28 protein-coding genes, 1 other RNA gene and 1 pseudogene are annotated in these 24444 nt (G+C 55.3%); 15 read left to right on the top strand and 15 right to left on the bottom strand.

All coding sequences use genetic code 11. From position 1 onward, the window contains the following. Window positions 1-27 precede the first annotated feature (27 nt). The 9 genes from AC3Y5R_RS13925 (at window position 28) to AC3Y5R_RS13885 (ending at window position 8512) form a co-directional block, all read left to right on the top strand. The gene (locus AC3Y5R_RS13925; RefSeq protein ID WP_489921843.1) at window positions 28-390 is read left to right on the top strand and encodes an SFCGS family glycine-rich protein; all 363 of its coding nucleotides are present in this window, start codon (window positions 28-30) and stop codon (window positions 388-390) included. Window positions 391-393: 3 nt separating this feature from the next. After that, entirely contained in the window at window positions 394-690 is a 297-nt protein-coding gene (locus AC3Y5R_RS13920) for a DUF4312 family protein (RefSeq protein ID WP_489921842.1), read from the top strand. Window positions 691-759: 69 nt separating this feature from the next. Further along, window positions 760-1536 carry a DUF4311 domain-containing protein gene (locus tag AC3Y5R_RS13915; RefSeq protein ID WP_158781281.1) on the top strand — a complete coding sequence of 259 codons (777 nt, stop codon included), beginning with the start codon at window positions 760-762 and terminating at the stop codon, window positions 1534-1536. Between the two features lie 13 nt (window positions 1537-1549). After that, entirely contained in the window at window positions 1550-2194 is a 645-nt protein-coding gene (locus AC3Y5R_RS13910) for a DUF4310 family protein (RefSeq protein WP_158781284.1), read from the top strand. A 77-nt stretch (window positions 2195-2271) separates the two neighbouring features. After that, window positions 2272-3405, top strand: coding sequence for an amidohydrolase/deacetylase family metallohydrolase (locus tag AC3Y5R_RS13905; protein WP_489921841.1), 1134 nt, complete (start codon window positions 2272-2274; stop codon window positions 3403-3405). After that, the gene (locus AC3Y5R_RS13900) at window positions 3389-4510 is read left to right on the top strand and encodes a DgaE family pyridoxal phosphate-dependent ammonia lyase (protein ID WP_489921840.1); all 1122 of its coding nucleotides are present in this window, start codon (window positions 3389-3391) and stop codon (window positions 4508-4510) included. The genes AC3Y5R_RS13905 and AC3Y5R_RS13900 overlap by 17 nt, the downstream gene beginning before the upstream one ends. Next, the gene (dagF, locus tag AC3Y5R_RS13895) at window positions 4507-5247 is read left to right on the top strand and encodes a 2-dehydro-3-deoxy-phosphogluconate aldolase (protein WP_489921839.1); all 741 of its coding nucleotides are present in this window, start codon (window positions 4507-4509) and stop codon (window positions 5245-5247) included. Before AC3Y5R_RS13900 ends, dagF begins: the two co-directional genes overlap by 4 nt. A 64-nt stretch (window positions 5248-5311) precedes the next feature. Continuing rightward, complete coding sequence (locus tag AC3Y5R_RS13890; protein ID WP_489921838.1) at window positions 5312-6457, top strand: lactonase family protein; 1146 nt, start codon at window positions 5312-5314, stop codon at window positions 6455-6457. A gap of 144 nt (window positions 6458-6601) precedes the next feature. Further along, window positions 6602-8512, top strand: coding sequence for a BglG family transcription antiterminator (locus AC3Y5R_RS13885; RefSeq protein WP_489921837.1), 1911 nt, complete (start codon window positions 6602-6604; stop codon window positions 8510-8512). Window positions 8513-8597: 85 nt separating this feature from the next. On the opposite strand, the gene dolP is transcribed toward AC3Y5R_RS13885, so the two are convergent. Genes dolP through AC3Y5R_RS13865 form a run of 4 tightly spaced genes read right to left on the bottom strand, consistent with a single transcriptional unit; the run spans window position 8598 to window position 12291 of the window. Next, window positions 8598-9170, bottom strand: coding sequence for a division/outer membrane stress-associated lipid-binding lipoprotein (gene dolP / locus AC3Y5R_RS13880; protein WP_158781296.1), 573 nt, complete (start codon window positions 9168-9170; stop codon window positions 8598-8600). A gap of 9 nt (window positions 9171-9179) precedes the next feature. Continuing rightward, window positions 9180-9791 carry a DnaA initiator-associating protein DiaA gene (gene diaA / locus AC3Y5R_RS13875; protein WP_370521031.1) on the bottom strand — a complete coding sequence of 204 codons (612 nt, stop codon included), beginning with the start codon at window positions 9789-9791 and terminating at the stop codon, window positions 9180-9182. A gap of 11 nt (window positions 9792-9802) precedes the next feature. Then, on the bottom strand, window positions 9803-10195 hold the full coding sequence (locus AC3Y5R_RS13870) for a YraN family protein (RefSeq protein ID WP_489921836.1): 393 nt from the start codon (window positions 10193-10195) through the stop codon (window positions 9803-9805). Then, window positions 10153-12291: a penicillin-binding protein activator gene (locus AC3Y5R_RS13865; protein WP_489921835.1), complete on the bottom strand. Its 2139-nt coding sequence runs from the start codon at window positions 12289-12291 to the stop codon at window positions 10153-10155. Before AC3Y5R_RS13865 ends, AC3Y5R_RS13870 begins: the two co-directional genes overlap by 43 nt. A gap of 62 nt (window positions 12292-12353) precedes the next feature. On the opposite strand from AC3Y5R_RS13865, the gene rsmI reads away from it, so the two are divergent. The 3 genes from rsmI (at window position 12354) to AC3Y5R_RS13850 (ending at window position 14340) form a co-directional block, all read left to right on the top strand. Beyond that, window positions 12354-13211, top strand: coding sequence for a 16S rRNA (cytidine(1402)-2'-O)-methyltransferase (gene rsmI, locus AC3Y5R_RS13860; protein WP_489921834.1), 858 nt, complete (start codon window positions 12354-12356; stop codon window positions 13209-13211). A 32-nt stretch (window positions 13212-13243) separates the two neighbouring features. After that, window positions 13244-13621: RNase P RNA component class A (rnpB, locus tag AC3Y5R_RS13855), an RNA gene on the top strand. Between the two features lie 155 nt (window positions 13622-13776). Further along, the gene (locus tag AC3Y5R_RS13850) at window positions 13777-14340 is read left to right on the top strand and encodes a UPF0149 family protein (RefSeq protein WP_158781305.1); all 564 of its coding nucleotides are present in this window, start codon (window positions 13777-13779) and stop codon (window positions 14338-14340) included. A gap of 79 nt (window positions 14341-14419) precedes the next feature. Here the strand turns inward: AC3Y5R_RS13850 and AC3Y5R_RS13845 are convergent, their stop codons facing one another. Continuing rightward, on the bottom strand, window positions 14420-15124 hold the full coding sequence (locus tag AC3Y5R_RS13845) for a pirin family protein (protein WP_489921833.1): 705 nt from the start codon (window positions 15122-15124) through the stop codon (window positions 14420-14422). 124 nt (window positions 15125-15248) lie between these two features. On the opposite strand from AC3Y5R_RS13845, the gene AC3Y5R_RS13840 reads away from it, so the two are divergent. After that, entirely contained in the window at window positions 15249-16151 is a 903-nt protein-coding gene (locus tag AC3Y5R_RS13840; protein ID WP_489921832.1) for a LysR family transcriptional regulator, read from the top strand. 45 nt (window positions 16152-16196) lie between these two features. Here AC3Y5R_RS13840 and AC3Y5R_RS13835 read toward each other — a convergent pair whose 3' ends face one another. Then, window positions 16197-17183 (bottom strand): glutathione S-transferase family protein, encoded by a 987-nt coding sequence (locus AC3Y5R_RS13835; RefSeq protein WP_489921831.1) that lies wholly within the window; start codon window positions 17181-17183, stop codon window positions 16197-16199. A 267-nt stretch (window positions 17184-17450) separates the two neighbouring features. Here AC3Y5R_RS13835 and AC3Y5R_RS13830 point away from each other — a divergent pair, with 267 nt between their 5' ends. Then, window positions 17451-17747 (top strand): hypothetical protein, encoded by a 297-nt coding sequence (locus tag AC3Y5R_RS13830; RefSeq protein WP_489921830.1) that lies wholly within the window; start codon window positions 17451-17453, stop codon window positions 17745-17747. 58 nt (window positions 17748-17805) lie between these two features. On the opposite strand, the gene AC3Y5R_RS13825 is transcribed toward AC3Y5R_RS13830, so the two are convergent. The 9 genes and pseudogenes from AC3Y5R_RS13825 to AC3Y5R_RS13785 form a co-directional block, all read right to left on the bottom strand. After that, entirely contained in the window at window positions 17806-18198 is a 393-nt protein-coding gene (locus AC3Y5R_RS13825) for a DoxX family protein (protein WP_158780411.1), read from the bottom strand. 222 nt (window positions 18199-18420) lie between these two features. Next, window positions 18421-18702: a YqjK-like family protein gene (locus AC3Y5R_RS13820; protein WP_489921829.1), complete on the bottom strand. Its 282-nt coding sequence runs from the start codon at window positions 18700-18702 to the stop codon at window positions 18421-18423. Beyond that, window positions 18702-19094, bottom strand: a complete 393-nt coding sequence (locus tag AC3Y5R_RS13815) for a phage holin family protein (RefSeq protein ID WP_199257188.1) — start codon at window positions 19092-19094, stop codon at window positions 18702-18704. Before AC3Y5R_RS13815 ends, AC3Y5R_RS13820 begins: the two co-directional genes overlap by 1 nt. A 2-nt stretch (window positions 19095-19096) precedes the next feature. Continuing rightward, entirely contained in the window at window positions 19097-19402 is a 306-nt protein-coding gene (locus tag AC3Y5R_RS13810; RefSeq protein ID WP_489921828.1) for an ElaB/YgaM/YqjD family protein, read from the bottom strand. 46 nt (window positions 19403-19448) lie between these two features. Next, window positions 19449-19823 carry a DUF1090 domain-containing protein gene (locus AC3Y5R_RS13805; protein ID WP_489921827.1) on the bottom strand — a complete coding sequence of 125 codons (375 nt, stop codon included), beginning with the start codon at window positions 19821-19823 and terminating at the stop codon, window positions 19449-19451. A gap of 172 nt (window positions 19824-19995) precedes the next feature. Continuing rightward, window positions 19996-20382, bottom strand: a complete 387-nt coding sequence (mzrA, locus tag AC3Y5R_RS13800; RefSeq protein WP_489921888.1) for an EnvZ/OmpR regulon moderator MzrA — start codon at window positions 20380-20382, stop codon at window positions 19996-19998. Beyond that, window positions 20382-21056, bottom strand: a complete 675-nt coding sequence (locus tag AC3Y5R_RS13795; RefSeq protein WP_489921826.1) for a DedA family protein — start codon at window positions 21054-21056, stop codon at window positions 20382-20384. The genes mzrA and AC3Y5R_RS13795 overlap by 1 nt, the downstream gene beginning before the upstream one ends. Before the next feature lie 321 nt (window positions 21057-21377). After that, window positions 21378-22151 carry a transcriptional regulator ExuR gene (gene exuR / locus AC3Y5R_RS13790; RefSeq protein ID WP_489921825.1) on the bottom strand — a complete coding sequence of 258 codons (774 nt, stop codon included), beginning with the start codon at window positions 22149-22151 and terminating at the stop codon, window positions 21378-21380. A 75-nt stretch (window positions 22152-22226) separates the two neighbouring features. Next, a pseudogene (locus AC3Y5R_RS13785) lies at window positions 22227-22579 on the bottom strand (MFS transporter); the annotation flags it as partial. A gap of 399 nt (window positions 22580-22978) precedes the next feature. Here AC3Y5R_RS13785 and uxaC point away from each other — a divergent pair. Continuing rightward, complete coding sequence (uxaC, locus tag AC3Y5R_RS13780) at window positions 22979-24388, top strand: glucuronate isomerase (protein ID WP_489921824.1); 1410 nt, start codon at window positions 22979-22981, stop codon at window positions 24386-24388. The last annotated feature ends 56 nt before the right edge of the window (window positions 24389-24444 follow it).

The following is a 24444-nucleotide window of genomic DNA, read 5'->3' as shown; positions in this document are numbered from 1 at the left end:
CGCCCTCTACAAATTAAGGAACACAACATGTCACAAGTCATCGTAGTTATCGGCGATCGTTTAGGTAAAGGCCAGAAAGTTGCAGCAGGCGTGGAAAAAGCGGGCGGTAAAGCCGTCGTGGTGCCGGGCGTGGCGGCAGATATGAAGCTGGGCGACGTGATGAAAGCAGAAGGTGCCTCTTTCGGCATCTCCTTCTGCGGTAGCGGCGGCGCGGGTGCCATCACCGCTCAGAACAAATATGGCTATAAAGCTAAACATGGTATGCGCTCCATCGACGAAGGCGTAACCGCTATCAACGAAGGCGCGACTGTGCTGGGCTTTGGCTTTATGGATAAAGAAGAGCTGGGTGAGCGTCTGGTGCAGGCGTGGACCAAAAAGCACGGTGCCTGACTGATGAAGGAGCAATTCACTACCACGGTAACCGTCAGCGGCAAGGGCGACAGCAAAGCCAGAGCCTTTGCCGACGCGCTTTCCAGGGTACAGAACACGCTGCTGAAATCGACCAACAAGGTTCTGCTGCGCATTGAACCGCAGGATGTGAAGGTGGTTCAGGCACGGGAGAGCGTCAGGAAAGAGAAGTTTCTGTTCTTCTTCCTGGCGAGAGAACGACGGAGTTACAGCATTGAGCTGGAGATTACCGTCAACGTAAGCGTTATCGACGTTGATAAGGTCGATTTCATTACGCAATAAAGCCCTGCCCGCAAGGGCAGCAATAACCATGACTTAAAAACGTTGGCGTAAGCCTGAAAGGAAAGACTGATGTTTTTAATTATTCTCTTTAAGTCGCTCATCATCGGCGGTCTTGTCGGTGTGGGTGTTGGCGCAGGTGCTGCGCGAATGTTTCATGCACCAACGACGCAGGGGATGGGGGCGTTTCGTACACTGGGTGAACTGAATTCCTGTGAAGGCGATCCGGCTTCTCACTTCTCTTTCGGCCTGGGTTTCTTCTTTAACGCCTGGGCTTCTTCCGTAGCTGCGGGCTCGTTCACTCAGGACGTTGACCACCGCATCATCCCACACTGGGGGGCCGCCGCGCTGATGGTGAAAAACCGCAACGTGGCTGAAACCCTGCACGACCCGAAAAAAATGGCCATTGCCTGCGGCATCATCGGCATGATCGTGGTCGCTTTCCTTAACTCCACCGCCTCGGCTGTGCCTGCTGCTTTGCAGGTGACGGCGGTTAAAGTGCTGGTGCCTGCGGCTAACCTGCTGGTGAACACCGTGATGCCGGTGATCTTCTGGCTGGCGGCGATTGATGCCGGTAAGAAGTCGGGCTTCTGGGCCACCATCTTCGGCGGCCTGGCGCAGCTGATCATGGGGAACGCCGTACCGGGTCTGGTACTGGGTATCCTGATCGGTAAAGGCGTGGAAGAGAGCGGCTGGAACAAGGTCACCAAGGTGATGATGTTTGCCATCGTGCTGCTGTTCGTGCTCAGCGGGTTCTTCCGCGGCTTCGACATGAAAGTGCTGCAGTCCTTCCAGCTGGGTGTCCCGGGCTGGCTGGAGATGATCCACAACACCCTGAGCGGTAAATAAGAGGACCATGCAAATGGAAGAATCTAAAAGCGGTTTCTGGTATGCCGACTGGTCTTTCCCGATTTTTGTCGGGCTACTCTCAGCCGGGGTGTTTGCCGGTACGCACATGTACTACGTCTACGGCCTGGGTGCCTTTAATGAAGTGGCTTTCGTCTCGATGCTGCGTTCGGGGATGGAAACCGGCGTCTACGGCGCGGTAGCGGCCTTCGGTGCCAGCTTCCTGTTTGCCCGTATTATCGAAGGATCGCTGGTAGGGATCCTGGATATCGGCGGCGCTATTCAGACCGGTATTGGTCTGGGCGTACCGGCTCTGCTGCTGGGCGCGGGCATTGTCTACCCGGTGGCGAACTTCGCTGCTTCGCTGGTGACCGGCCTGGTGCTGGGCGTGGCAATTGGCTACGTGATTATCCTGGCACGTAAGTTCACCATCAATAACAGCGACTCCACCTACGGGGCTGACGTGATGATGGGCGCAGGTAACTCATCCGGTCGCTTCCTCGGGCCTTTGATTATTCTGTCGGCAATGACCGCATCGATTCCGATTGGCCTGGGTTCACTGATTGGCGCGCTGCTGTTCTATATGTGGAACAAGCCGATTACCGGTGGCGCAATTCTGGGTGCGATGCTGTTGGGTGCTATTTTCCCGGTCGCTCTCTGAGGTAACGGCGGTTTGCCCAGAGGTGGGCAGACCGCTTTGACGGATGCTTTGAGTATCCGGTGATACAGGAGTTTGTCATGTTTGATCTCATCATCCGCCGGGCGCGTCTCTCTGACGGCCGCCTGACCGATATCGCAGTCTGCGACGGTAAAATTGCCGCGCTGGGCGAGGTAGAAGGCAGCGCCACGCAGGAGCGCGATCTCGCAGGACGCTACTGGCTGAGCGCGGGCTGGATCGATTCCCACGTGCACTGCTACCCGAAATCGCCCATCTATCATGATGAAGCGGACAAAATCGGGGTGGAGACAGGCGTTACCACGGTGGTGGACGCTGGCAGCACTGGCGCAGATGACGTTGACGAGTTTTATCAGCTCACCCGCAGCGCCAGCACTCAGGTGTATGCCCTGCTGAATATTGCCCGTACCGGCATCCTCACGCAGAACGAGCTGGCGGACATGAACCAGATCGATAAAGTCGGTGTGCGTGATGCAGTGCAGCGCCTGCCTGGATTTATCATCGGGATTAAAGCCCGTATCAGCAGCAGCGTGGTGGAAGCGAACGGCATCAAGCCACTGGTTCGCGCGAAGGAGATTCAGCACGAAAACGGCGATTTGCCGCTGATGGTACACATTGGCAACAACCCGCCGGATCTGGACGAAATAGCCGATCTGCTGAGCAGCGGCGACATCATAACCCATTGCTACAACGGCAAGCCTAACCGCATTCTGACGCCTGCCGGAGAGCTTCGTGCTTCGGTTACCCGGGCACTGCAGCGCGGCGTTCGCCTGGATGTCGGCCATGGTACCGCCAGCTTCAGCTTTGAAGTGGCGCGGGTGGCAATTGCTCAGGGCATCCTGCCGCACACCATCAGTTCTGATATTTACTGCCGCAACCGCATCAATGGCCCGGTCTATACCCTGGCCCATGTGATGTCCAAATTCTTCAGCGTGGGCATGACCCTGCCGCAAATCATTGACTGTGTCACGGTCAGCGCGGCGGAGGGCCTGTGCCTGCATGATAAAGGCCGGCTGGAAGTGGGTTACGACGCCGACCTGACCATTTTTGACGTCAAAGAGGAAACTTGCCTGTTCACCGACTCCGAAGGGCAGTCGGTCGCGGGTGAGAAGCAGCTGATGCCACTGGCCGCCGTGGTTGGCGGTCAGTGGTTTATTACCGATGAAGGGAAAAAACATCATGTCTTCGATCTATGAAAAATACGGCTTAAAACAGGTTATTAACGCCTCCGGCCGCATGACTATCCTCGGTGTTTCCACCCCGGCCGCCGACGTGGTCGATACGGTGAAGTACGGCCTCAATCACTATTTTGAAATTAAAGACCTGGTCAACAAGACCGGGTCTTACATTGCCAGCCTGCTTGGCTGTGAAGACGCGGTGGTGGTTTCCTGCGCCTCTGCCGGGATCGCTCAAAGTGTTGCGGCGGTTATCGTCAAAGACGACGACTGGCTGCTGGAAAATCTGCACGCCGCGCCGCTGGTGGTGCCGCACGACATCGTGGTGCCGAAAGGCCACAACGTTAACTTTGGCGCGCCAGTGGGCACCATGGTGGCGATGGGCGGTGGACGCCTGGTCGAGGCGGGCTACGCCAACGAATGCTCTGCTGACCAGCTCTCTGCTGCCGTTACGCCGCAGACTGCAGCGATCCTCTACATTAAATCCCACCACTGCGTGCAAAAAAGCCACCTGAGCGTTGAGCAGGCGGCAGTGGTTGCCCGCAAGCATGGCGTGCCGCTGATTGTCGATGCTGCTGCCGAAGAAGATCTGCAGTGCTACTACCAGTACGGTGCCGATCTGGTGATCTACAGCGGTGCCAAGGCGATTGAAGGGCCGACCAGCGGGCTGGTGATGGGCCGTAAACAGCACGTCGAATGGGTAAAACGCCAGTCGATGGGTATCGGCCGTGCGATGAAAGTCGGCAAGGAAGGCATTCTGGGCCTGACCCAGGCGATTGAAAACTATCTGGTGCAGGAGAAGGTTTCCGGTGCGCAGATGGTGGAAAAAATGACGCCGTTTATCGACAACCTGAACTCTCTGAATGGCATCAGCGCCCGCGTGGTGTGGGATGCAGCGGGCCGTGATATCGCCCGTGCGGAAATTCATTTTGACGAAGCGGTCATCGGCCACACCACCGGCGACGTGGTGCAGGCGCTGAAAACGGGCGAAATCGCTATCTACTTCCGTGGTTATAAAGCCAACGAAGGGATTGTGGAAGTGGATGTCCGCAGCGTCACGGCTGACCAGCTCAATACTATTTTTGTTTGCATCAAGGCCTTGTTATCAGGAGAGAAAAACGCATGAAGCTGAACCCAAAATTTTACAAGGACCGCGTGTGCCTGAACGTACTGGCCGGTTCTAAGGAGAACGCCCGCGACATCTGGCAGGCGGCGGAAGGCCACGTGCTGGTTGGCGTGCTGTCGAAAAACTATGACAGCGTGGCGAGCGCCGTGGCGGATATGCGTGAGTATGCTGCGCTTATCGATAACGCCCTGTCCGTGGGCCTGGGCGCAGGTGACCCGAACCAGTCAGCGATGGTCAGCGCCATCTCTGCAGAAGTTCAGCCACAGCACGTAAACCAGGTATTCACCGGCGTGGCAACCAGCCGTGCGCTGCTGGGTCAGGACCAGACCGTGGTCAATGGCCTGATCTCGCCTACCGGTACGCCGGGCATGGTGAAGATCTCTACCGGCCCGCTCAGCTCCAGAGCAGCCGATGCTATCGTGCCGGTAGAAACGGCGATCGCCATGCTGAAAGATTTTGGCGGTAGCTCGGTGAAATACTTCCCGATGGGCGGCCTGAAAGCCATTAATGAATTCAAAGCGGTAGCGAAAGCCTGCGCCGATCAGGACTTCTGGCTGGAGCCGACCGGTGGTATCGATCTGGAGAACTATGAAGCGATCCTGCAGATCGCGCTGGACGCTGGCGTCAGCAAAATCATCCCGCATATATACAGCTCAATCATTGATAAAGAGTCAGGCAACACCCGCCCGGCTGATGTCAGCACCCTGCTGGCAATGACCAAAAAACTGGTCGGATAACGCTTTCCCTGGCGGGCGTTCTGCCCGCCTTTTCTGATGTCCATCCTTATAAGCGAGGAGCACCATGCGTAACTGGTCTTTGATCTCCGCAGTGTCTTTAGCCCTGATGGCGGCGGCCCCTTTAACCGCCCAGGCGCAGTATGCTTATGTCGGTACCTACAATCCCAACGGTGAAGGGCTCTACCGCTTTCAGGTGGATCCAGCGGACGGGGCGCTGAGCGGTAAAACGCTGGTCAGCACTCTGCCCAACCCGGCGCAGCTCACCGTCGATGCTCATGGAAAGACGCTGTATGTGGCCAGCGAGAGCGAGAAGGGCGTTGTGGTGGCTTATGCCATCGCAGAGGATGGCAGCCTGAAAATGTTGAACCAGGTCAGTACTCATGGCGCCGGGCCGGTGTATCTTTCACTGACGCCCGACGGTAAATTCCTGCTGGTGGCGAATTACGTCAGCGGCAGCAAAGCGGTTCTGCCGGTGATGGCCGATGGTCATCTTGGCGAGGCAAGTGATACTCAGCAGGATCAGGGACCGGCTGGCGCAGCGAAACCGGCCGCGGCGGTAGAAGGCAGCTTTGCGGTCAGCGACCATAACGGCCCGCATGCGCATATGATCGCCACCGATCCTTCCGGAAAATTTGTGTTTTCTACCGATCTGGGACTGGATCGTGTCTACCAGTATCGTCTGAGCAGCGACGGCAAGCTGGAGGCGAATAAACCGGCGTGGATTGCCGCTTCATCGGCGGGCGCAGGTCCACGGCATTTTGTCTTCCATCCCAACGGTAAGTCGCTGTATCTTATCAATGAAGAGGCATCAACCCTGACGCATTATCTGTTTAATGCGCACACGGGGACGCTGACCGAAGCGGCAACCGTATCCTCACTGCCTGCGGGCTACAAGGGCACCAGTTTTGCCGCCGGGCTGGTTATTGATAAGGCCGGTAAAAACATTTACGTGGCGAATCGCCTGCATAACAGCATTGCGCACTTCGCCATTGAGACAAACGGCACGCTGAGCCACAAAGATGACGTCTGGACGCGCGGCGACTACACGCGAACCTTGACGCTGTCGCCGGATGGTAAGACTCTGTATGCCATGAACCAGCGCAGCGATAACATTACTCGCTTCCGTGTGGACGCAGCCAGCGGCGCGCTGTCGTTTACTGATGACTACACGGCGGTTGGTGCGCCATCACAGCTGGTGTTGACGCCGTAATGACAGGGCGGGATGACTTCCGCCATCATGGATGGTGCATATCATCGGACCGGGCGGAATAAATTCCGCCGCTGGAATTATTGTTTGTTCGCTGTACAGGGGCGAATTTATTCGCCCCATCAGTGATTAACCACAGGAAAAGCTTTGAGATTCCCAAACCAACGCCTTGCCCAGCTGTTTGATATGTTACAAAACGAGACGTTGCCCCAGGATGAACTGGCACGGCGTTTCAACGTCTCCACGCGCACCGTGCGCACCGATATCACCACCCTGAACGAGCTGCTGGCCGACCACGGCGTGCGCTTCGTGCTTAACCGCGGCGAAGGCTATCAAATCAAAATTGAGGATGCCGCCCGCTACAGCCAGTTGCAGCAGCAGTCGCCTTCCCATCTGCGGGTTCCGCGTACTTCTGCCGCTCGCGTGCATTACCTGTTAACCCGCTTTCTCACTTCAGCTTTCTCTCTGAAGCTGGAAGACCTGGCCGATGAGTGGTTTGTCAGTCGTGCCACGCTGCAAAGCGATATGGCTGAAGTGAGGGAGTGGCTGACGCGCTATCAGCTTCAGATCGAAACCAAGCCGCGCTACGGCATGAAGCTGTTCGGCAACGAGGTGTCGATCCGCTCCTGCCTGACCGACCTGCTGTACCAGATTGCCCAGGAGGACAGCGAAGATCCGTTGCTCAACCTGGAAGCGCTGAACAGCGGTATGCTCAGCACGCTTCAGCCTCTGCTGCATCAGTGCTTCAGCCGCTTCAATATCCGTATGAACGACGACAGCGAGTTCTATCTGCGACTCTACTGCGCGGTGGCAGTCCGGCGCATCAGTGAAGGCTATCCGCTGTCCGATTTCAGCGCGGAAGATGTGGATGACGATGTCCGTGATGCGGCCAGGCACATCATTAACCTGATGCGACCGATTACCGGCAAGGCGATTTCTCCCCCGGAGGAGGCTTATCTGCGGGTGAATATCGCCGCGCGGCGGGTTGAGGATATCGCTCCCAGCGCTATCAGCCCGGATGACGGCGAGTCGCTGGTGAATTACATCCTCAGCTATATCAATACCCACTATAACTTCAACCTGCAGACCGACACGCAGCTGCGGGCAGACCTGCTGACGCATATCAAGACGATGATCACCCGCGTACGTTATCAGATCAACATTCCCAATCCGCTGCTGGCGAATATCAAGCAGCACTACCCGATGGCCTATGACGTAACGCTGGCGGCGGTTTCCAGCTGGGGAAAATACACCCCCTATGTGATTAGCGAAAATGAAATCGGCTTCCTGGTGCTACATATCGGCGTTGGGCTGGAGCGGCATTACAACGTGGGCTACCAGCGTCATCCGCAGATCCTGCTGGTGTGTGATACCGGCAACTCCACGGTGCGAATGATCCAGGCAATGCTGATGCGCAAATACCCGCAGATCATCGTCAGCAATATCGTTTCGCTGCGTGAGTACGAGCAGCAGGAAAGCATCGAAGAAGATTTCGTGATCTCCACGGCGCGGCTGACCGAAAAGGACAAGCCGGTGGTGGTGATGTCGCCGTTCCCGACCGAATTTCAGCTGGAGCAGATTGGCAAGCTGGTGCTGGTGGATCGCACCCGGCCCTATATGCTGGAGAAATTCTTTGATGCCAGCCATTTCTGCATTATCGACCAGCCGATGACCCAGACCGATCTGTTCCGCACGCTGTGCGATCAGCTGGAGCATGAAGGCGTGGTGGACCGGGATTTCTACCCTTCGGTTGAAGAGCGCGAGGCGATAGTCAGCACCATGCTGGGAGAGGGGATTGCGTTGCCTCACTCACTGGGGCTGCTGGCGAAGAAAACGGTGGTTTACACCGTGCTGGCACCGCAGGGAATTACCTGGGGTGATGAAACCGCCTACGTTATTTTTCTGCTGGCGATCAGCAAAACCGAATACGAAGAGGCGATGGCGATCTACGATCTGTTCGTCACCTTTATGCGGGAAAGGGCGATGACGCGCCTGCGCGACAGTAAGAATTTCACCAGCTTTAAAGCGGTGGCGATGGATTGTTTAAGCCGGTTGTAAGCGGGATCTTCGCGTTGCGAGTAGATTCTTGCTGGTTGGATTTGAATGAATGCCGCCCGCACTGACAGCGCGGGCGGTTTGCAGCTTATTTCAAAATAGTAAACGCGGTAGTGACATGCTTCACGCCACTGACGCGGCTGGCAATATCGGCTGCCGCTTTCGCTTCTGAATCGGTCACCAGACCTAACAGGAACACCTCACCATTCTCGGTAGTTACCTTCACGTTGGAAGATTTCACCTGATCGCTCGACAACAGCTGTGAGCGCACTTTGGTGGTGATCCAGGTATCGGAAGACGCCGTGCCGAAGCTGGCTTTGTCGCCGGTACGGATTTCGTTATACACCTCGGTGGCACCGTCCACGCCCACGGCGATTTGTTTGGCGCGGCTGGAGATGTCAGCGCTCGGCGACTGACCGGTCAGCAGGACTTTGCCCTGATAGGCGGTGGCAACAATGTGTGCGTCGGTTTTGATTTGTTGGTCTTTGGACAGCGCATTGCTGACGCGCAGTTCCAGCGTACCGTCGTCCACCTGGGTGCCTACGGTGCGGGGGTCAGTGGCGGTCTTGGTTGCTACCGCGGCACTGCCAATAACCGCTGCCACACAGCCCTGTAACATCAGCGCGGTGAGCACCACGGCAATTGCGGGTAATGCCTTCATTTAAGCTCCTTAAACGTCCTGGTGGGGAAACAAGGTGTTATCGATCAAATCGCACAGGCAATTCACGGTTAACATATGCATTTCCTGAATCCTCGCGCTTCGGTGCGAGGGGATACGAATTTCCACGTCCTGTGGTCCCAGTAAACCGGCGAGCTCGCCGCCGTCGTAGCCGGTAAGCGCAATGATGGTCATGTCGCGCGTTACCGCTGCTTCCACGGCCTTCACAATATCGCGGCTGTTGCCGCGTGTTGAGATGGCCAGCAGAATGTCGCCCGCATGGCCCAGAGCACGGACCTGCTTGGCATAAATCTCATCAAACAGACGATCGTTACCAATCGCCGTCAGCAGCACGTTATCAGCACTGAGCGCGATGGCTGGCAGGCTGGGACGCTCAGTTTCAAAACGGTTAATCATGCTGGCCGCAAAATGCTGGGCATTGGCGCTGGAGGTCCCATTACCACAGCTCAGAATTTTGTTGCCATTCAGCAGCGACTGGACCATGGTCATCGCCGCGCGTGATATGGCATCCGGTAACGCTTCCGCCGCGGCGATCTGCGTTTGAATACTCTCGGTAAAACAGACTTTGATTCTTTCCAGCACTTCTTTCACCTGGTCAGTCATGAGCAGAGCCTTCACTCTGCTGAAAAAGCATTGGGGAGCCAGTCAACCTTTGCGCCGGTTACGGCAACCACATCGAAACGGCAGTCTGCGGTTTCCAGACTCTCCTGACGGCGGTTCAGCCACAGGGCGGCGGCCTTTAACAGCTTAAGCTGCTTGCTGCGGGTCACGCTGGCTGCGGCACCACCGAATAACGCATTGCGGCGATAGCGGACCTCAACGAAAACCCAGGTCGCCCTGTCGCGCATAATCAGGTCGATCTCTCCGGCCCGAAAGCGGACGTTCGCCGCCACAAAAATCAGCCCTGCCTGTTCGAGCAGGCGGCGGGCCTGTTGTTCACAGCCCGCCCCCGTTTGCTGTCGGCTCAGGAGGCCGGAACGATTTGTCCCTGACGATACTGGCTCCATGTCAACTTCCTGTTGATGACGCAGTCCTGGGTGGCGCTCAGGTTGCCGGTTTCCCCTTTGATCTGGAAGCCCGGCAGCTGGCGCATCTCGTTGAAGTGGTTGGCCAGCGTCCAGGCATCCACGCCCATCGCATACAGACGAACCAGCGAGTAATCGTTGTTAAAGTTCTTCGCTGCCTGCTGCATCAGGGCCGGGTTGCTCCCTGACAGCAGTGGGGCATCGCTGAACTGCAGGCCTTCCATCTCCAGACGATAATCCGGACCGGCACCGGCCTGGAAGCTGCGCGAGCTGGCATACATTTGTACCATGCTGCGGCTGCTGACGCGCATAGAGATCATCGGTTTGATCAGCGCCATCTCATCCTGAGTCGCCACGATGTAGACCGAATCCACATTGCCATCGCTGCCCGCTGCGGCAGGTTGTGGGCTGGTTACCGGAGCCGGGATGTTCAGCCCGGCGATGGTCACGCCCTGTGGCTGCTCAGGCTGCGCGCTGGTAACCGGCGTTCCGCTCAGGCGCAGTCCGGCACCGCTGTTGATCCCCTGCTTCAGTTCCGCTTTGGAGCCAAACTGCTGCTGCAGCACGGTGTTGCCACCCAGCTTCTGCCACTCCTGCGCAAAAGCTTTGCTGACGCGGTCGCCTAACGAGCTACGCGGCACCATCAGCAGCGGTGCACGCTTACCCTGGTCCCACATATGATGGGCGGCATCGCGAGCTTCGTCTTCAGGAGAAAGCGCAAAGTAGCAAAGATTCGGATGGTTCTGTACCGACTCCGGTTCGTTCAGCGCGAGGATATTCAGCGGGGTCTGCACCGAGGCCAACTGCTCAACGTTGCTTTTGATCAGTGGACCGACTACCAGCGTGGCGCCATCTTTCTGCGCCTGCGCCAGCACCTGGTCAATCGGCTGGGTGCTGGTGTCATAGACCTGCACCTGCGTTGAGCTGGACGGTGGCGCGGTCTGCGCTACGCTGCCGCTCTGAGCCGCAGGCTGCTGTTGTGCGCCAGGATTGCCTGCCGCAGGGGTACCATCCGGGTTTGTCGCCGCCGGGTTAGCGGTGTCCGGCGTCGCGGCAGCGTTATCTGTTGGTGCTGCGACCGGATTGGACTGGCTTCCCTGCGCTGGCGGAGCTGACGGGCTGACTACAGCATTTGGATCCGCTGGTGTCGCATTTGCTGCCGGGGCCGTGCCACCTGCAGGTTGCGCTGTTGCCGGAGCTGAAGCCTGAGCCAGTACGCCGTTCTTCGCGTCGTTAAACCCTTTCTGGATAGCGTTGGCAAAAATTTGCGCCTGGCCGCTCAGCGGCAGCAGCAGGGCAATTTTACCGGTCGAAGATTGCTGGAAGTTCTGCACATTGCTCAGTGCCGTTGGCAGCATCTTCGCCGCAGGGTTGTAAGGATAGCGCGTCTGCCAGTCGCTGATCCCCGCTTTGAGCATGTCCGGAGCGTTGCTGTTGGCCTTGTAAACGCTAAGCAGATCCAGCCAGCCCTGCAGGGTGTTTTCGTTGGCGTTGATCACCATGTTGTTGATCTGGTCTGGCGTCATCTGCACCAGCGCCTGCCAGGTCGCATCAATGTTTTTCTGCTTATCGGCCGGGTTCTGCAGCAGAGGTTCCTGCGCGATATAAGCACGCAGCACATCCAGAGAAGGACGCCCCTGGCTGGTGGCGATCTGCAGCTGGTAGTAACGCGCCTGCTGATCTTTTGATAACGCACTACTGTCAATCTGCTTCAGCAACTGGCCCGCGCCGTTGAGATCCTGCTGGGTGATTTTCAGCTGAGCCTGCAGCAGCAGGGCTTCCTGGCGCTGAGTATCGCTCAATTTCTGTGGCAGATTGGCAATCTGGTCGTTGGCCTGAGGGATCTTCCCTTCATTTAACAGCGCTCTGATAGCGAGTAATTGCCAGTCAACCTTGTTATCATCTGAGCTTTGCTGCATCTGCTGCAGATAGTAGTCGGAAGTGCCTGTGGCTGCGCCCTGCACATTCGCCGGTGGCGTTTGCGGGCCCTGGCTGGTACACCCGGCAAAAATCAGGGCGGCCAGCAGAACAGGCATGCAGCGTCCTGCTTTGTTATGAATGACTTTCGAAGGAAGCATACTGTATCCAGTGGTGTTTTTTTCAAGATGCTCAATATTAAATCGGCAATTCGGATCAAACAATGAAACAACGCGAAGATATTTCTGCCAGCACGCTCTATATCGTCCCAACCCCGATTGGTAACCTGGGCGATATCACCCAGCGTGCTCTGGCGGTGCTTGCAAACGTCGATCTGATCGCAGCGGAAGATACACGTCATACCGGGCTGTTGCTACAACATTTCGCCATCAATGCGCGCCTGTTCGCATTACACGATCACAACGAACAGCACAAGGCGGAAACGCTGCTGGCTAAGCTCCGGGACGGGCAAAGCATCGCGCTGGTTTCCGATGCAGGCACGCCGCTGATCAACGATCCTGGCTATCATCTGGTCCATCTCTGCCGTGAAGCGGGCATCAACGTGGTGCCTTTACCCGGAGCCTGTGCCGCGATTACAGCATTAAGCGCAGCGGGACTTCCGTCAGATCGATTCTGTTACGAAGGGTTTCTGCCAGCCAAAAGCAAAGGGCGTTGCGATACTTTGCGCGCGCTGGAGCAGGAACCGCGTACGCTGATTTTCTATGAATCGACCCACCGCCTGCTGGAGAGTTTACAGGATATGGTCACGGTTTGGGGGCCAGAACGCTATGTGGTGCTGGCGAGGGAGATCACCAAAACCTGGGAGTCGATTCACGGTGCGCCGGTGGGTGAGCTGTTGGCCTGGGTGCAGGAAGACGAAAACCGCCGCAAGGGCGAGATGGTGCTGATTGTGGAAGGCTTCCACGCCGAAGAAGATGCATTACCCCCGGAGGCCTTGCGAACTCTGGCCCTGTTACAGAAAGAGCTGCCGTTAAAAAAGGCTGCCCAGCTGACTGCTGAAATCCACTCGGTGAAAAAGAACGCGCTGTATAAGTACGCTCTGGATCAGCAAGAGGGGTGACAAACCGCGCGGAATACCCTATTATCCGCGCCGAAGCTGACCAGACAGTCGCCGCTTTATTGCCGTCCTCCTTCGGGGGAGACAGATAAAGGGGAGGAAAGTCCGGGCTCCATAGGGCAGGGTGCCAGGTAACGCCTGGGGGGCGCAAGCCCACGACCAGTGCAACAGAGAGCAAACCGCCGATGGCCCACTTGTGGGATCAGGTAAGGGTGAAAGGGTGCGGTAAGAGCGCACCGCGCGTCTGGCAACAGTTCGCGGCACGGTAAACTCCACCCGGAGCAAGGCCAAATAGGGGTTCATAAGGTACGGCCCGTACTGAACCCGGGTAGGCTGCTTGAGCCAGTGAGCGATTGCTGGCCTAGATGAATGACTGTCCACGACAGAACCCGGCTTACCGGTCAGCTTCGAACCATTCAGGAAAAACCCCGCACCGGCGGGGTTTTTGTTTTCCGTCCCCACTGAAATCACGATTTAATCACCTCAGCAGGCTGCATATCACTTACACTTCCACTGACATTAACGGGTAAACTTCGCTAAGAGTTGAAATTCATAAGGAGAAAGCCACATGAACACCGGACCACTGGACGAAGATCAAATCGAATGGCTGGATGAGATCCTGATGAAACATGGAAGCGACGATTCCGTGCTGGATGTCTCCGAGCTGGATGGCATGCTGACGGCCATCCTTTCCGGGCCTGGCCGAGTCCAGCCTGAGAAGTGGCAGGCTGCCATCTGGGGGCCTGATGCATCGGAACCGGACTGGTCATCCGCCGCAGAACAACAGCGCTTCCAGCAGCTGACGCTGCAGCACATGAACGATATCGCTGAAAGACTCCGCGATGCGCCCGATCAGTTTGATCCTCTGTTTGGTTATCAGACCCTGGAAGGTGAAGACTATCTGGTGGTGGAGGAGTGGTGCTTTGGCTATATGCGGGGCGTGGCGCTGGATAACTGGTCGGCCTTACCTTCCAGTGAAGCTCCGGCTCTGGAAGCTATCGCTATTCATGCTGACGAGGTGAGCACCACCAACCTGGAGCAGATGACGCCGGAAGAATATACCCAGAGCCAGGCGGCTATCGGACCTGCTGCAATTCAGTTGTATCACTTCTGGTTGAGCAAACTTCAGTAAAAGTCTCTGACTCAAAATAATGCCCCTGACGATCCGGACCGTCCGGGGCATTTTCTTTTATGTGAGCGAGCAATAGGGCTTACACCGGCAAATCAATAACCAGCGCACGCAGGGGAGTATCGGCCATCAGCGTCACGCTCTCTTCTTCACGAATAAACGCGCCGTCGCCACACACCAGCTCTTCTTTCGCCTGAGAGTGAGTCACCGCATTCAGGCTGCCGTGAATCGACTGCAGATAAGCTCTTGGGCCATGCAGCCTGATGGTTTGCGTCTCGCCTGGCTCCAGCATCACATGGTGCACCCAGACCTGCTGACGGAGCTGCAGGCTGTTCTCCGCACCGTCTGGTGAAGCCAATAGGGTATAGCGGATATTATCAGCCACCTTTACGCGCTGTACCGCCGCGTTTTCACGCTCCGGGCAGGCATCGAGCCACAGCTGCATCCGCGTAAGCTGCTGCTCTTTACTCAGATTGAATTCGCTGTAGTTGACGTTGGGCTGGGTTGAAAGCAGCAGCGCTTCCCCCGTCAGGGCGGTGACATGGTTACCGTCACTGTCGCGATACTCCGCCTCACCCTGCAAAATCAGATTAAGGACATCGACCTTTGGATAGGTTCTCGGTTGAAAGGAAGCCCCTGGTGCCAGCACTTCCTGATTGAGCACACGTAAAGACGCATAGCCCAGTAATTTGGGGTCAAAATAGTGGCCAAAGGAAAATGTATAACGCGCCTGCAGCCAGCCGTAATCAGCTTTGCCACACTCTTGCGCCGTGCGACTGGTAATCATGTGGTCCTCCCCGATCGTGCATGAAGCCGACCGTTTATTATCCTGCTATGGTAAGTTTCTGGACGCCAGATTGTTAGCCAGTTAATCTGCTCGGTATATTCAAAATTCCTGACAGAGAATCGCTATGGCCAAAGATCGTGCCCTGACGCTGGAAGCGCTGCGTGTGATGGATGCAATCGATCGCCGGGGCAGTTTTGCCGCCGCGGCCGATGAGCTGGGCCGTGTGCCTTCCGCTCTCAGCTACACCATGCAAAAGCTCGAAGAGGAGCTGGATGTGGTGCTGTTTGACCGCTCTGGTCACCGGACCAAATTCACCAACGTGGGACGGATGCTGCTGGAGCGCGGGCGGGTATTGCTGGAAGCGGCGGACAAGCTGACTACCGATGCCGAAGCGCTGGCGCGTGGCTGGGAAACTCATCTCACCATCGTGACTGAAGCGCTGGTGCCCTGTGAATATCTCTTTCCTCTGATCGATAAACTTTCTGACAAAGCCAATACTCAGATCTCGCTGATCACTGAAGTGCTGGCGGGTGCCTGGGAGCGCCTGGAGCAGGGACGTGCGGATATCGTTATCGCGCCGGATATGCATTTCCGCGCCTCTTCAGAGATCAACACCCGCAAGCTTTACAGCATGATGAGCGTGATTGTCGCCAGCCCGGATCATCCCATTCACGCTGAGCCAGAGCCGCTTTCTGAAGTCACCAGAGTGAAATACCGGGGCATTGCGGTGGCGGATACTGCCCGTGAACGTCCGGTGCTCACCGTGCAATTGCTGGATAAGCAGCAGCGTCTGACCGTCAGTTCAATCGAAGACAAGCATCGCGCTTTGCTGGCTGGTCTGGGCGTTGCTTCCATGCCTTATCCCATGGTGGAGAAAGACATTGCCAAAGGGCGGCTGCGTGTGGTCAGCCCGGAATATACGCGGGAAGTGGAGATTATCATGGCGTGGCGGCGTGACAGCATGGGCGAGGCTAAAGCCTGGTGTCTGCGGGAGATCCCGAAGCTGCTGGCGAAGCGACAGAGCTGAATCAGCCAGTGCTGAGCACAGGCATCAAGCCTGTGCACTTATCACTTAGCGGAAGCGTTCATCGCGGCCGTGCGGTTCATCCCAGTCGAAGGCCGGCCCTGATGAAATCACACCGTATGGATTGATGGTTTTATGGCTGCGGTAGTAGTGATTGCGGATATGAGCCAGGTCCACTGTCTCTGCCAGGCCCGGCAACTGATAAATTTCTCGCAGAAAACCATTCAGATTCAGGTAATCGCTGATGCGGTGCCTGTCGCATTTAAAGTGAGTAACATAGACCGGATCGAAGCGCACCAGCGTAGTCCACAGGCGTATATCGGCCTCGGTCAGTCGGTCGCCGGTCAGATAGCGATGCTGCCCCAGCATCTGCTCCAGCCTCTCCAGCGAGTTGAACAGCGCGGTAACCGCTTCATCATAGGCGCTTTGCGAAGTGGCAAATCCAGACTTATACACGCCGTTATTCACCGTGTCATAAACCCAGCCGTTCACTTTATTAATTTTGTCGCGCAACTCTGCCGGGTAATAGTCGCCAGCTCTTGCACCGACCGCATCAAACGCGCTGTTAAACATCCGCAGAATATCGGCCGACTCATTGCTGACAATGGTGTTTTGTTGTGTATCCCAGAGCACCGGCACGGTGACACGCCCCGTGTACTCTTTGTCGGCATGCAGATAGAGCTGATAAAGGTATTCGTTCTGGTAAAGGCTGTCGCCGGTGGTTGCCGGAAAATCATCATCAAACGTCCAGCCATTTTCCAGCATTAGCGGGTGCACCACGGAAACGGAAATCAGATTTTCCAGCCCTTTCAGCTTTCGCATAATCAGTGTGCGATGCGCCCAGGGGCAGGCGAGAGAAACATAAAGGTGATAGCGACCAGCTTCAGCGCGAAAGCCTGCTTTACCGGTTAATCCGGCCTGACCGTCAGGGGTGACCCAGTTACGGAAGGCAGACTCAGAGCGCTTAAAGCGGCCGCCTGTGGATTTGGTGTCGTACCAGTTATCGTGCCATACACCGTCAATCAGCTGTCCCATAGTGACTCTCTTTGAGTAAAGCGTGAACTCGCTTTGTCGTTGAAGTTAAGTATAAGAATAAACCAATTTACTGGAGTTTATAAAAAACAACGTCTTTATTTACATTGCTTCTTTTTTATATTTTCCGGTTGGTGCATTCCAGATAAAAAGCGATCTAAATATAATTATTGAAAATTAATTTCTTTATGCTTTGACTTTCATTCTTACATTATTAAACTGATTGCGCGCCGTAACAAACGCGCGAAGGATATATATAAGGATAAAATTATGCGTGAGTTAAATTCCATTGAAATTGAAATTGAAAATGTCTCTGGTGCTGGTTTCTTTGCCGATCTGGGCAAGAGCATTGGTTCTGCCATCGGCTCCATCGTTGATTTGGGCACTGGCGCTGGTGGGCTTAATACTGATGCCACTACCGCGGCAGAGAAACTGGGTTCCGGTATTGGTAGCATCTTCGAGCTGGATTTTGTGAGTGCCATCTCTAATATTGGTGCTGGCATTGGCAATATTGTCGAATTCGGTATTGATGCAGTCGCACAAATCAAAGCTAAAAATTCAGCTTAAAAGTCAGTTTGTCATTTTAAGCAGGACGATTATCGTCCTGCTTTTTTATATCGAATAATTACCACTTTTTATTCAGCACGCGGTCGATGCTGTAAGCGCCCGGACCGGTGATAAACAGCAGCAAATAGCCACCGCTGATAGACAGGTTTTTCATAAAGTTGATGGAGTTGCCATCAACACTGAAATTAATGTGGAAAATAAACGCGGTGATCAGCGTGAACACGGCAGTGAAAATCGCTGTGAAGCGGGTCAGGAAGCCGAACAGGATTGCCAGGCCACCACCAAATTCCAGCAAAATGGTCAGCGGCAGAAAGAAACCGGGCACGCCCATATGTTCCATATACTGCTGAGTCCCGGCGTAACCGGTAATCTTGCCCCAACCAGCCACAATAAACAGCACTGGCATTAAAATACGTGCGATCAGGAAACCGGCATCTTCTAATTTTTTCATCATCAACCCCAACATGTTTTCACTGACTGACAGGTTTGCCAGTCGCTTTAAGTTCAGGCCTGGCGCGTCTTTCGCGCTTAGTGCCTTTCGTTGCTGGAGATAATATTCGCAGGAGGGAATTATTGTAAGCGAGTTAATCTGTCGATGTTTTTCAGGAAAATTGAACACAGAGGCCGGGCCCGGAACATACTGGACCCTGTGTCAGACTGAGGAGAAGCTGCTTTAGCGGCGGGGCAGGTAGTTGCGTACCACGCGCCATGTGCTCCATACGCCGAAGCCGCGTTTGGCCCAGCGGGTGATAAAACGGGGATTGCGGACTGACCAGATCGCCATCAGGCCGCTGCCTACCGCCACATAGCGGCGCAGGCCAACCAGTGTCAGCCAGCCATGATCGTAGCGGGCCGTACGTTCCAGCCACAGTTTTCTGTCGGTACTCAGGTCGAGACGCTGCTGCTGGACCTGACGCAGCAGCTCAGCCTTACGCTCGTCACGTTCGCGGCTCATCAGTCATCCTCCAGCAGCTTGCGGTCAGACTTCAGTTCTTTGCGTGTGGCGCTGAGCAGCGTGGAGCGACGCGATTTGGCCAGCGTCCAGAGTCCAAAGATAATGGCCAGGGCGAACAGCACTGCCGTGGTAATGCCAATAGCCATCAGACGGTATTGCGCATCCACCGCCCAGATAATCAGCACCATCAGGCTCATCAGGCCGAAAGCAGTAAAGAGCATAGTCAGGCCAATCATCATCAGCATCTGAATCAGATTGGCTTTCTCTTCCTCAAGCTCAACCACTGCCAGCCGCACGCGGGTTTCCACGATCCCCACCATGGTGGTGACGATACGCTGCCCAATATTAATGACCCCTTTGCCGGGGCCCTGGCTTTGCTGAGAATCCGCCATCATTAACGGCGCGTCAGCAGGACACCCAGTACCACACCAATGGCGGCACCGATACCCACGCTGGTCCAGGGATTTTCACGCACGTAAACATCGGCATGATCGGCCACTTCGCGAGAAGTTTTGGCAATACGATCGCCGGATTCACCCAGACGGGCGCGGGTGTCTTTCAGGGCGATCTGCGCTTTGCTGCGCAGCTTATCCAGCTCGGTTTTCGACTTGTCGCCGGTGTTGCTTAGCACTTCTTCCAGCGTGTCCGCCAGGGTTTTCAGTTCCGCGCGCAGATGCTCAGAGGTGGTATCTTTTGACATGACAAACTCCTTTAATGATCAATGGTGAGAGTCCGGCTTAGGGCGCTCAGTAGGGCGCAGCCTGGACTTCCTTCAGTTCATGTTGTGCTTCTGCCAGCTTCTCTTCACGTTTGGCGATTTTTTTGCTGTCATCGCCGTCCGCTTTCTCCCGATCCAGCTCTTTCTGACGCTCTTCAACTTTTTGCTGATGCTCTATAATCTTTTCCTGATGCAGTTTTGAGAGCTTCTCATCCGTACAGCCTGCGCGAGCTTCGGTCAGTGCGCGTTCCAGCCCGTTCACCCGGCGCTGATTGTCATGCTGACGGGCAATCTCAATTTCATGCTGTATATCCTGCTCTTTTTGCAGACACAGCGAATCCGCCGCCTGGGCAAAAGTGGTCAGGGATAAAAGACTGAGTCCGAGGATCGTGCGGTATTTCATCTTGGTATTCACCTTCCGTTGTTTGGGCGCCGGAACACCCTGTCAATCCTGTAACGCTTCGATTTAGCTGGCTCAGGTTAAGCATAGTCAGAAAAACCAGAAAGCTCAAAAAGAGAGAAGATTCTTAGAGATAGCGTGCCCGGCAGGCGGTGAGAGCCGGGCAACGAGGCGGCTACCCCACCGTCTGCCGGTGCGGGCTGATGCGGCTGATCCACTCTGACGTGGCGGGCTGCTCCAGCTGAGCGATGTCGAAACCGTAGGGCAGTAACTCCCGCAGCACTTTTTCGGCCGCCACGCTTTGTTCCTGCGAGTCAAATTTGATCACCAGTGAGTTTTTATCCGGTGTGATGCTTTTAATTTGAATGCCTTCAGCGTTAAGTCGCTGATAAACATAAAAACCATCGGGCAGAGCGATGCCCTGGCGAGAGGCGCGGATCTGCAGGGCTGTCTCGCTGCGGAACAGCGCAGGTAAAAAGACCACCATCAGTAACGCGGCGGTGGCAACGGCCACAATGGTCAGGCAGCGCGGGGTGGCCCAGGGTTTGATCTGATTCAGCATCATGAGTTTTTCCCGGTGTCTGCACTGCGTTTTTTACGCCACAGCACGTAGAGAGACCCAAACAGCCCGCAGACCAGCAGCAGTAGCGGCAACATCATCAGGCAGAACATCAGCTGATCTTCGTATTTCCGGAAAATCGGTGTTTTACCCAGCGCAAAGCCAAGCACCGTCAGGATCAGCACCCACAGGAAGCCGCTCATCCAGTTGAAGAACTGGAAGCGTGCGTTACTCAGGCCGGAGAGACCGGCAATGGTGGGTAACAGGGTTCTGACGAACGCAATAAAGCGGCCCATCAGCAGGGCAGAAAGCCCGTGGCGATGAAACAGACTGTGCGCCCGCTGGTGATACTGCGCCGGTAAATGCGAGAGCCATTTCTGCACGGTGGACGTGTTGCCCAGCCATCGCCCCTGTATATAACTGACCCAACAACCCAGGCTGGCAGCAGTGGTCAGGATCAGCAAGGTCAGCGGAAAGGTCATAGTGCCTTTGGCAATCAGCACGCCGACCAGGATCAGCAGGCTGTCGCCAGGCAGGAAAGCGGCCGGAAGCAGGCCATTCTCCAGAAAAAGGATCATAAACAGCACAAAATAGATTGCCCAGACCAGCGTGGGGTCGGCCAGCATCTCGTAATCCTGCTGCCAGAGTGCGTGGACCAGGTCATTAAAAATATCCATAAAAGGTCTTCCTGAACGGCGTTGTTAACCCGGTTCTGGCGGCGGCCGGCACGATTTGATTATCGTTAGTATGAGTGCGGGTCGTCATCTGAACAGGGACAAAATCTTCACGGGGTAGAAAAATCGGGCTTCCGATCTCTCTCCCGTCTCAAACGGTAAAAAAAAGCGATTAACTGTAACAAAATGCCGACGGTTGAGACAGGGGTAACTTGTCGCCAAAGATGTTTTACAGGGGCTGCACGCCCTGGCAAAGGAGTTTTACACAGGCTGACATAATTGCGCTTACTGAACATTGATTACGCCCTATGACAGGGCGTAAATCTACTTTTTACCGTCCGGGAGAGCATCGAAGGCAACCACCGGGTTTTCGGTGAACATGTAGCGGTCAACATTCGATTCAAAATCATCGGTAGTGGCGCGAAAAAGCATCTGGCGGGTGTGTTCCAGGTGCTGCCACATGGCCAGTTTGCTGGCGGCAGGATCTTTACGCATCAGTGCATTTAGGATTTTATCGTGATCTTCACACCAGCTCTCAATGGATTTTTCATCGATGTGCTCATGCAATTTCAGCCAGTATGGATTTTGCAACCGGTGTCGCCACATTTTTTCCACAATAGCTGCCAGCGCGCCATTCTGTGTGGCTCTCGCAATCTGCACGTGAAATTTAAGATCCCACTCAGAATCCCGGAAGCGATCCTCTTTTCGGGCCTGCTCCTGAATCTCCATCAGCAATAAAATATCCTGGCGGGTGATCTGGGTGGCAGCAAATTCAGCGATGTTGCTTTCAATCAGCTGGCGGGCCTGAAGCAGTTCAAAGGGTCCGAAGCTGGCAAACTCCAGTCCTTCAATATTAATGCGATTTTTTTGCTGCAGTGAGACGACGTGGATGCCGGAGCCTTTTCGGACCTCAACATAACCTTCCACCTCCAGCATGATGATGGCTTCACGCACCACAGTGCGGCTGACCCCCATCTCTTCAGCAATAAAACGCTCTGCAGGTAATTTCTCACCTACCGGATACATCCCTTGTTCAATGCGTCGTTTAAATTCCGCGGCGAGTTGTTGGTAAAGTCGACGAGACTCAGTCAGGTTCATGATCCACCCTCCGGCATAATTCCTGAAAATTGGAATTTGTTATACCACTTTTGAGCCGGGGGCGGAACTGGTTCATTAATGCTGAGGCGAGGCGTCCGGTATCGCGGCCGGTTCCGGATGCAGTTCAGAAATGGGTTTATTCTTTAACAGCGTCCAGATTGCCACCGCGCCCAGCAGATCGAAGACCGACAGCGCAGCGAACAGCGGGCTGAATCCCAGCCTATCACCAGCGCAAACAGTGTACTGGCTGTCCAGGCGGCCATCCCGGTCAGGCCGTTAGCCGTGGCAACCTCATTGCGACCAAAGACATCTGAAGAAAGAGTGATTAGCGCGCCGGACAGGGCCTGGTGCGCGAAACCGCCCACGCACAGCAGCGCAATCGCTGCATAGGGGCTGGTGAACAGGCCGATGGTGCCGGGGTCAATCATATGCCAGCGTAACCATTTGATTTTACGCATCAATAAAAACTCCCGACAGTGTTATCCGGGCCACATTTTGCTGTGGCCGCCCTCTACGAAGCGGGACGACTTGTCGGAGATGACACCCGCGCGACAGATGTTTACTTTCTGACCGGCCGAAAATAAACGCCGCCACGATAACTTGTCATACATCTTTTAAAGGTCCGTGCCATCACAAAAAGACATTAAATATAGTGTGGTTAATATAATGTATTTATAAAACATATGCTTGATGTTTATTTTTGTTCTTTAAGAAAAAATACACCGATAAAAAGTGCTCCTTTTGTGATCTGGAAGGTATAAATGTTCTCATTATTGGCGTAATTGGTGTGATAACTTTATCCATAGCTTGTTGAAAAGGAGCCAGATATGGCCGGATTTATCCACGAGGACTTTTTACTGAAGGGCGAGTTTTCCCGCCGGTTGTACCATGAATATGCCGCAGGACAGCCCATATTTGACTATCACTGCCATCTTCCGCCGCAGCAGATTGCGGAGAATTACCGTTTCAGCAACCTGTATGATATCTGGCTGAAGGGCGATCACTACAAATGGCGTGCGATGCGGGCTAACGGCGTTCCGGAAAATCTCATCACCGGTGATGCCAGCGACCATGAGAAGTTCCTGGCCTGGGCGAAAACGGTGCCGGACACTCTCGGTAATCCGCTCTATCACTGGACACACCTGGAGCTTCGTCGTCCGTTTGGCATCACCGATATTCTGCTGTCAGAAAAGACGGCTGAGCCTCTCTGGCAGCGGTGTAATGCCCTGCTGGCCAGAGAGGAGTTCAGCGCTCGCGGCATTCTGCAGCAGATGAATGTCAAAATGGTGGGAACCACAGACGATCCAGTCGACGACCTGCGTTATCACCGCCAACTGGCTGACGATGCCTCTTTCAGCATTAAAGTTTTGCCGAGCTGGCGTCCGGATAAAGCCTGCAACATTGGTGCGGCTGGTTTTATTGATTATCTGCAAAAACTCTCTGCCGTAGCGGATGTGCATATCACCCGTTTCGACGACTTATGTGTGGCGCTGAGTCGTCGGCTCGATCACTTTGCGGCGCATGGCTGCAAAGTGTCCGACCATGCGCTGGATGAGGTGCTCTATGCTGAAGCGGATGACGCCACGCTGGACACTATTCTGCAACGCAGGTTGAAGGGAGCATTGCCCGGCGCGCTGGAGATTGCACAGTTTAAAACTGCACTGCTGGTCTGGCTGGGCGAACAGTACGCCCGTCGCGGCTGGGTGCAGCAGTATCACATCGGCGCGTTGCGTAATGCCAATAGTGAGCAGTTCGCGCTGCTGGGACCGGATGTTGGTTATGACGCGATCAATGACCGTCCGGTCGCCATTCCGCTGGCCTTGCTGCTGGATGCCCAGCAGCGGAACAAGGCATTACCCAAAACTATCCTTTACTGCCTGAATCCGCGCGACAACGAAGTTATTGCCACCATGGCGGGTAATTTTCAGGGAGAGGGACAACCGGGAAAAATGCAGTTTGGCTCGGCCTGGTGGTTTAACGACCAGAAAGACGGCATGACCCGCCAGATGTCCCAGCTGGCGCAGATGGGGCTGCTCAGCCGCTTTGTGGGCATGCTGACCGATAGCCGCAGCTTCCTCTCATACATCCGCCACGAATATTTCCGCCGCCTGCTGTGCCAGATGATGGGCCGCTGGGTGGAAGACGGCGAAGCCCCTGACGATATCGAACTGCTGGGCAATATGGTGCGCAATATCTGTTTTAACAACGCGCGGGATTACTTCGCGATTGAGCTCTGATCCGCCGGGACAGGGTTTTCCTCTGTCCCTGTCTTATTAGTCCTTCAAAGGAAAAC

It is taken from the genome of Erwinia sp. 009765445 (assembly GCF_058137865.1).
This window is presented reverse-complemented; position numbering and strand designations above follow the sequence as displayed.

Coding starts and splice junctions, on each gene's coding strand:
- AC3Y5R_RS13925 (WP_489921843.1), top strand. CDS start 28: ATGTCACAAGTCATCGTAGTTATCGGCGATCGTTTAGGTAAAGGCCAG.
- AC3Y5R_RS13920 (WP_489921842.1), top strand. CDS start 394: ATGAAGGAGCAATTCACTACCACGGTAACCGTCAGCGGCAAGGGCGAC.
- AC3Y5R_RS13915 (WP_158781281.1), top strand. CDS start 760: ATGTTTTTAATTATTCTCTTTAAGTCGCTCATCATCGGCGGTCTTGTC.
- AC3Y5R_RS13910 (WP_158781284.1), top strand. CDS start 1,550: ATGGAAGAATCTAAAAGCGGTTTCTGGTATGCCGACTGGTCTTTCCCG.
- AC3Y5R_RS13905 (WP_489921841.1), top strand. CDS start 2,272: ATGTTTGATCTCATCATCCGCCGGGCGCGTCTCTCTGACGGCCGCCTG.
- AC3Y5R_RS13900 (WP_489921840.1), top strand. CDS start 3,389: ATGTCTTCGATCTATGAAAAATACGGCTTAAAACAGGTTATTAACGCC.
- dagF (WP_489921839.1), top strand. CDS start 4,507: ATGAAGCTGAACCCAAAATTTTACAAGGACCGCGTGTGCCTGAACGTA.
- AC3Y5R_RS13890 (WP_489921838.1), top strand. CDS start 5,312: ATGCGTAACTGGTCTTTGATCTCCGCAGTGTCTTTAGCCCTGATGGCG.
- dolP (WP_158781296.1), bottom strand. CDS start 9,170: ATGAAGGCATTACCCGCAATTGCCGTGGTGCTCACCGCGCTGATGTTA.
- diaA (WP_370521031.1), bottom strand. CDS start 9,791: ATGACTGACCAGGTGAAAGAAGTGCTGGAAAGAATCAAAGTCTGTTTT.
- AC3Y5R_RS13870 (WP_489921836.1), bottom strand. CDS start 10,195: ATGGAGCCAGTATCGTCAGGGACAAATCGTTCCGGCCTCCTGAGCCGA.
- AC3Y5R_RS13865 (WP_489921835.1), bottom strand. CDS start 12,291: ATGCTTCCTTCGAAAGTCATTCATAACAAAGCAGGACGCTGCATGCCT.
- rsmI (WP_489921834.1), top strand. CDS start 12,354: ATGAAACAACGCGAAGATATTTCTGCCAGCACGCTCTATATCGTCCCA.
- AC3Y5R_RS13850 (WP_158781305.1), top strand. CDS start 13,777: ATGAACACCGGACCACTGGACGAAGATCAAATCGAATGGCTGGATGAG.
- AC3Y5R_RS13845 (WP_489921833.1), bottom strand. CDS start 15,124: ATGATTACCAGTCGCACGGCGCAAGAGTGTGGCAAAGCTGATTACGGC.
- AC3Y5R_RS13840 (WP_489921832.1), top strand. CDS start 15,249: ATGGCCAAAGATCGTGCCCTGACGCTGGAAGCGCTGCGTGTGATGGAT.
- AC3Y5R_RS13835 (WP_489921831.1), bottom strand. CDS start 17,183: ATGGGACAGCTGATTGACGGTGTATGGCACGATAACTGGTACGACACC.
- AC3Y5R_RS13830 (WP_489921830.1), top strand. CDS start 17,451: ATGCGTGAGTTAAATTCCATTGAAATTGAAATTGAAAATGTCTCTGGT.
- AC3Y5R_RS13825 (WP_158780411.1), bottom strand. CDS start 18,198: ATGAAAAAATTAGAAGATGCCGGTTTCCTGATCGCACGTATTTTAATG.
- AC3Y5R_RS13820 (WP_489921829.1), bottom strand. CDS start 18,702: ATGAGCCGCGAACGTGACGAGCGTAAGGCTGAGCTGCTGCGTCAGGTC.
- AC3Y5R_RS13815 (WP_199257188.1), bottom strand. CDS start 19,094: ATGGCGGATTCTCAGCAAAGCCAGGGCCCCGGCAAAGGGGTCATTAAT.
- AC3Y5R_RS13810 (WP_489921828.1), bottom strand. CDS start 19,402: ATGTCAAAAGATACCACCTCTGAGCATCTGCGCGCGGAACTGAAAACC.
- AC3Y5R_RS13805 (WP_489921827.1), bottom strand. CDS start 19,823: ATGAAATACCGCACGATCCTCGGACTCAGTCTTTTATCCCTGACCACT.
- mzrA (WP_489921888.1), bottom strand. CDS start 20,382: ATGCTGAATCAGATCAAACCCTGGGCCACCCCGCGCTGCCTGACCATT.
- AC3Y5R_RS13795 (WP_489921826.1), bottom strand. CDS start 21,056: ATGGATATTTTTAATGACCTGGTCCACGCACTCTGGCAGCAGGATTAC.
- exuR (WP_489921825.1), bottom strand. CDS start 22,151: ATGAACCTGACTGAGTCTCGTCGACTTTACCAACAACTCGCCGCGGAA.
- uxaC (WP_489921824.1), top strand. CDS start 22,979: ATGGCCGGATTTATCCACGAGGACTTTTTACTGAAGGGCGAGTTTTCC.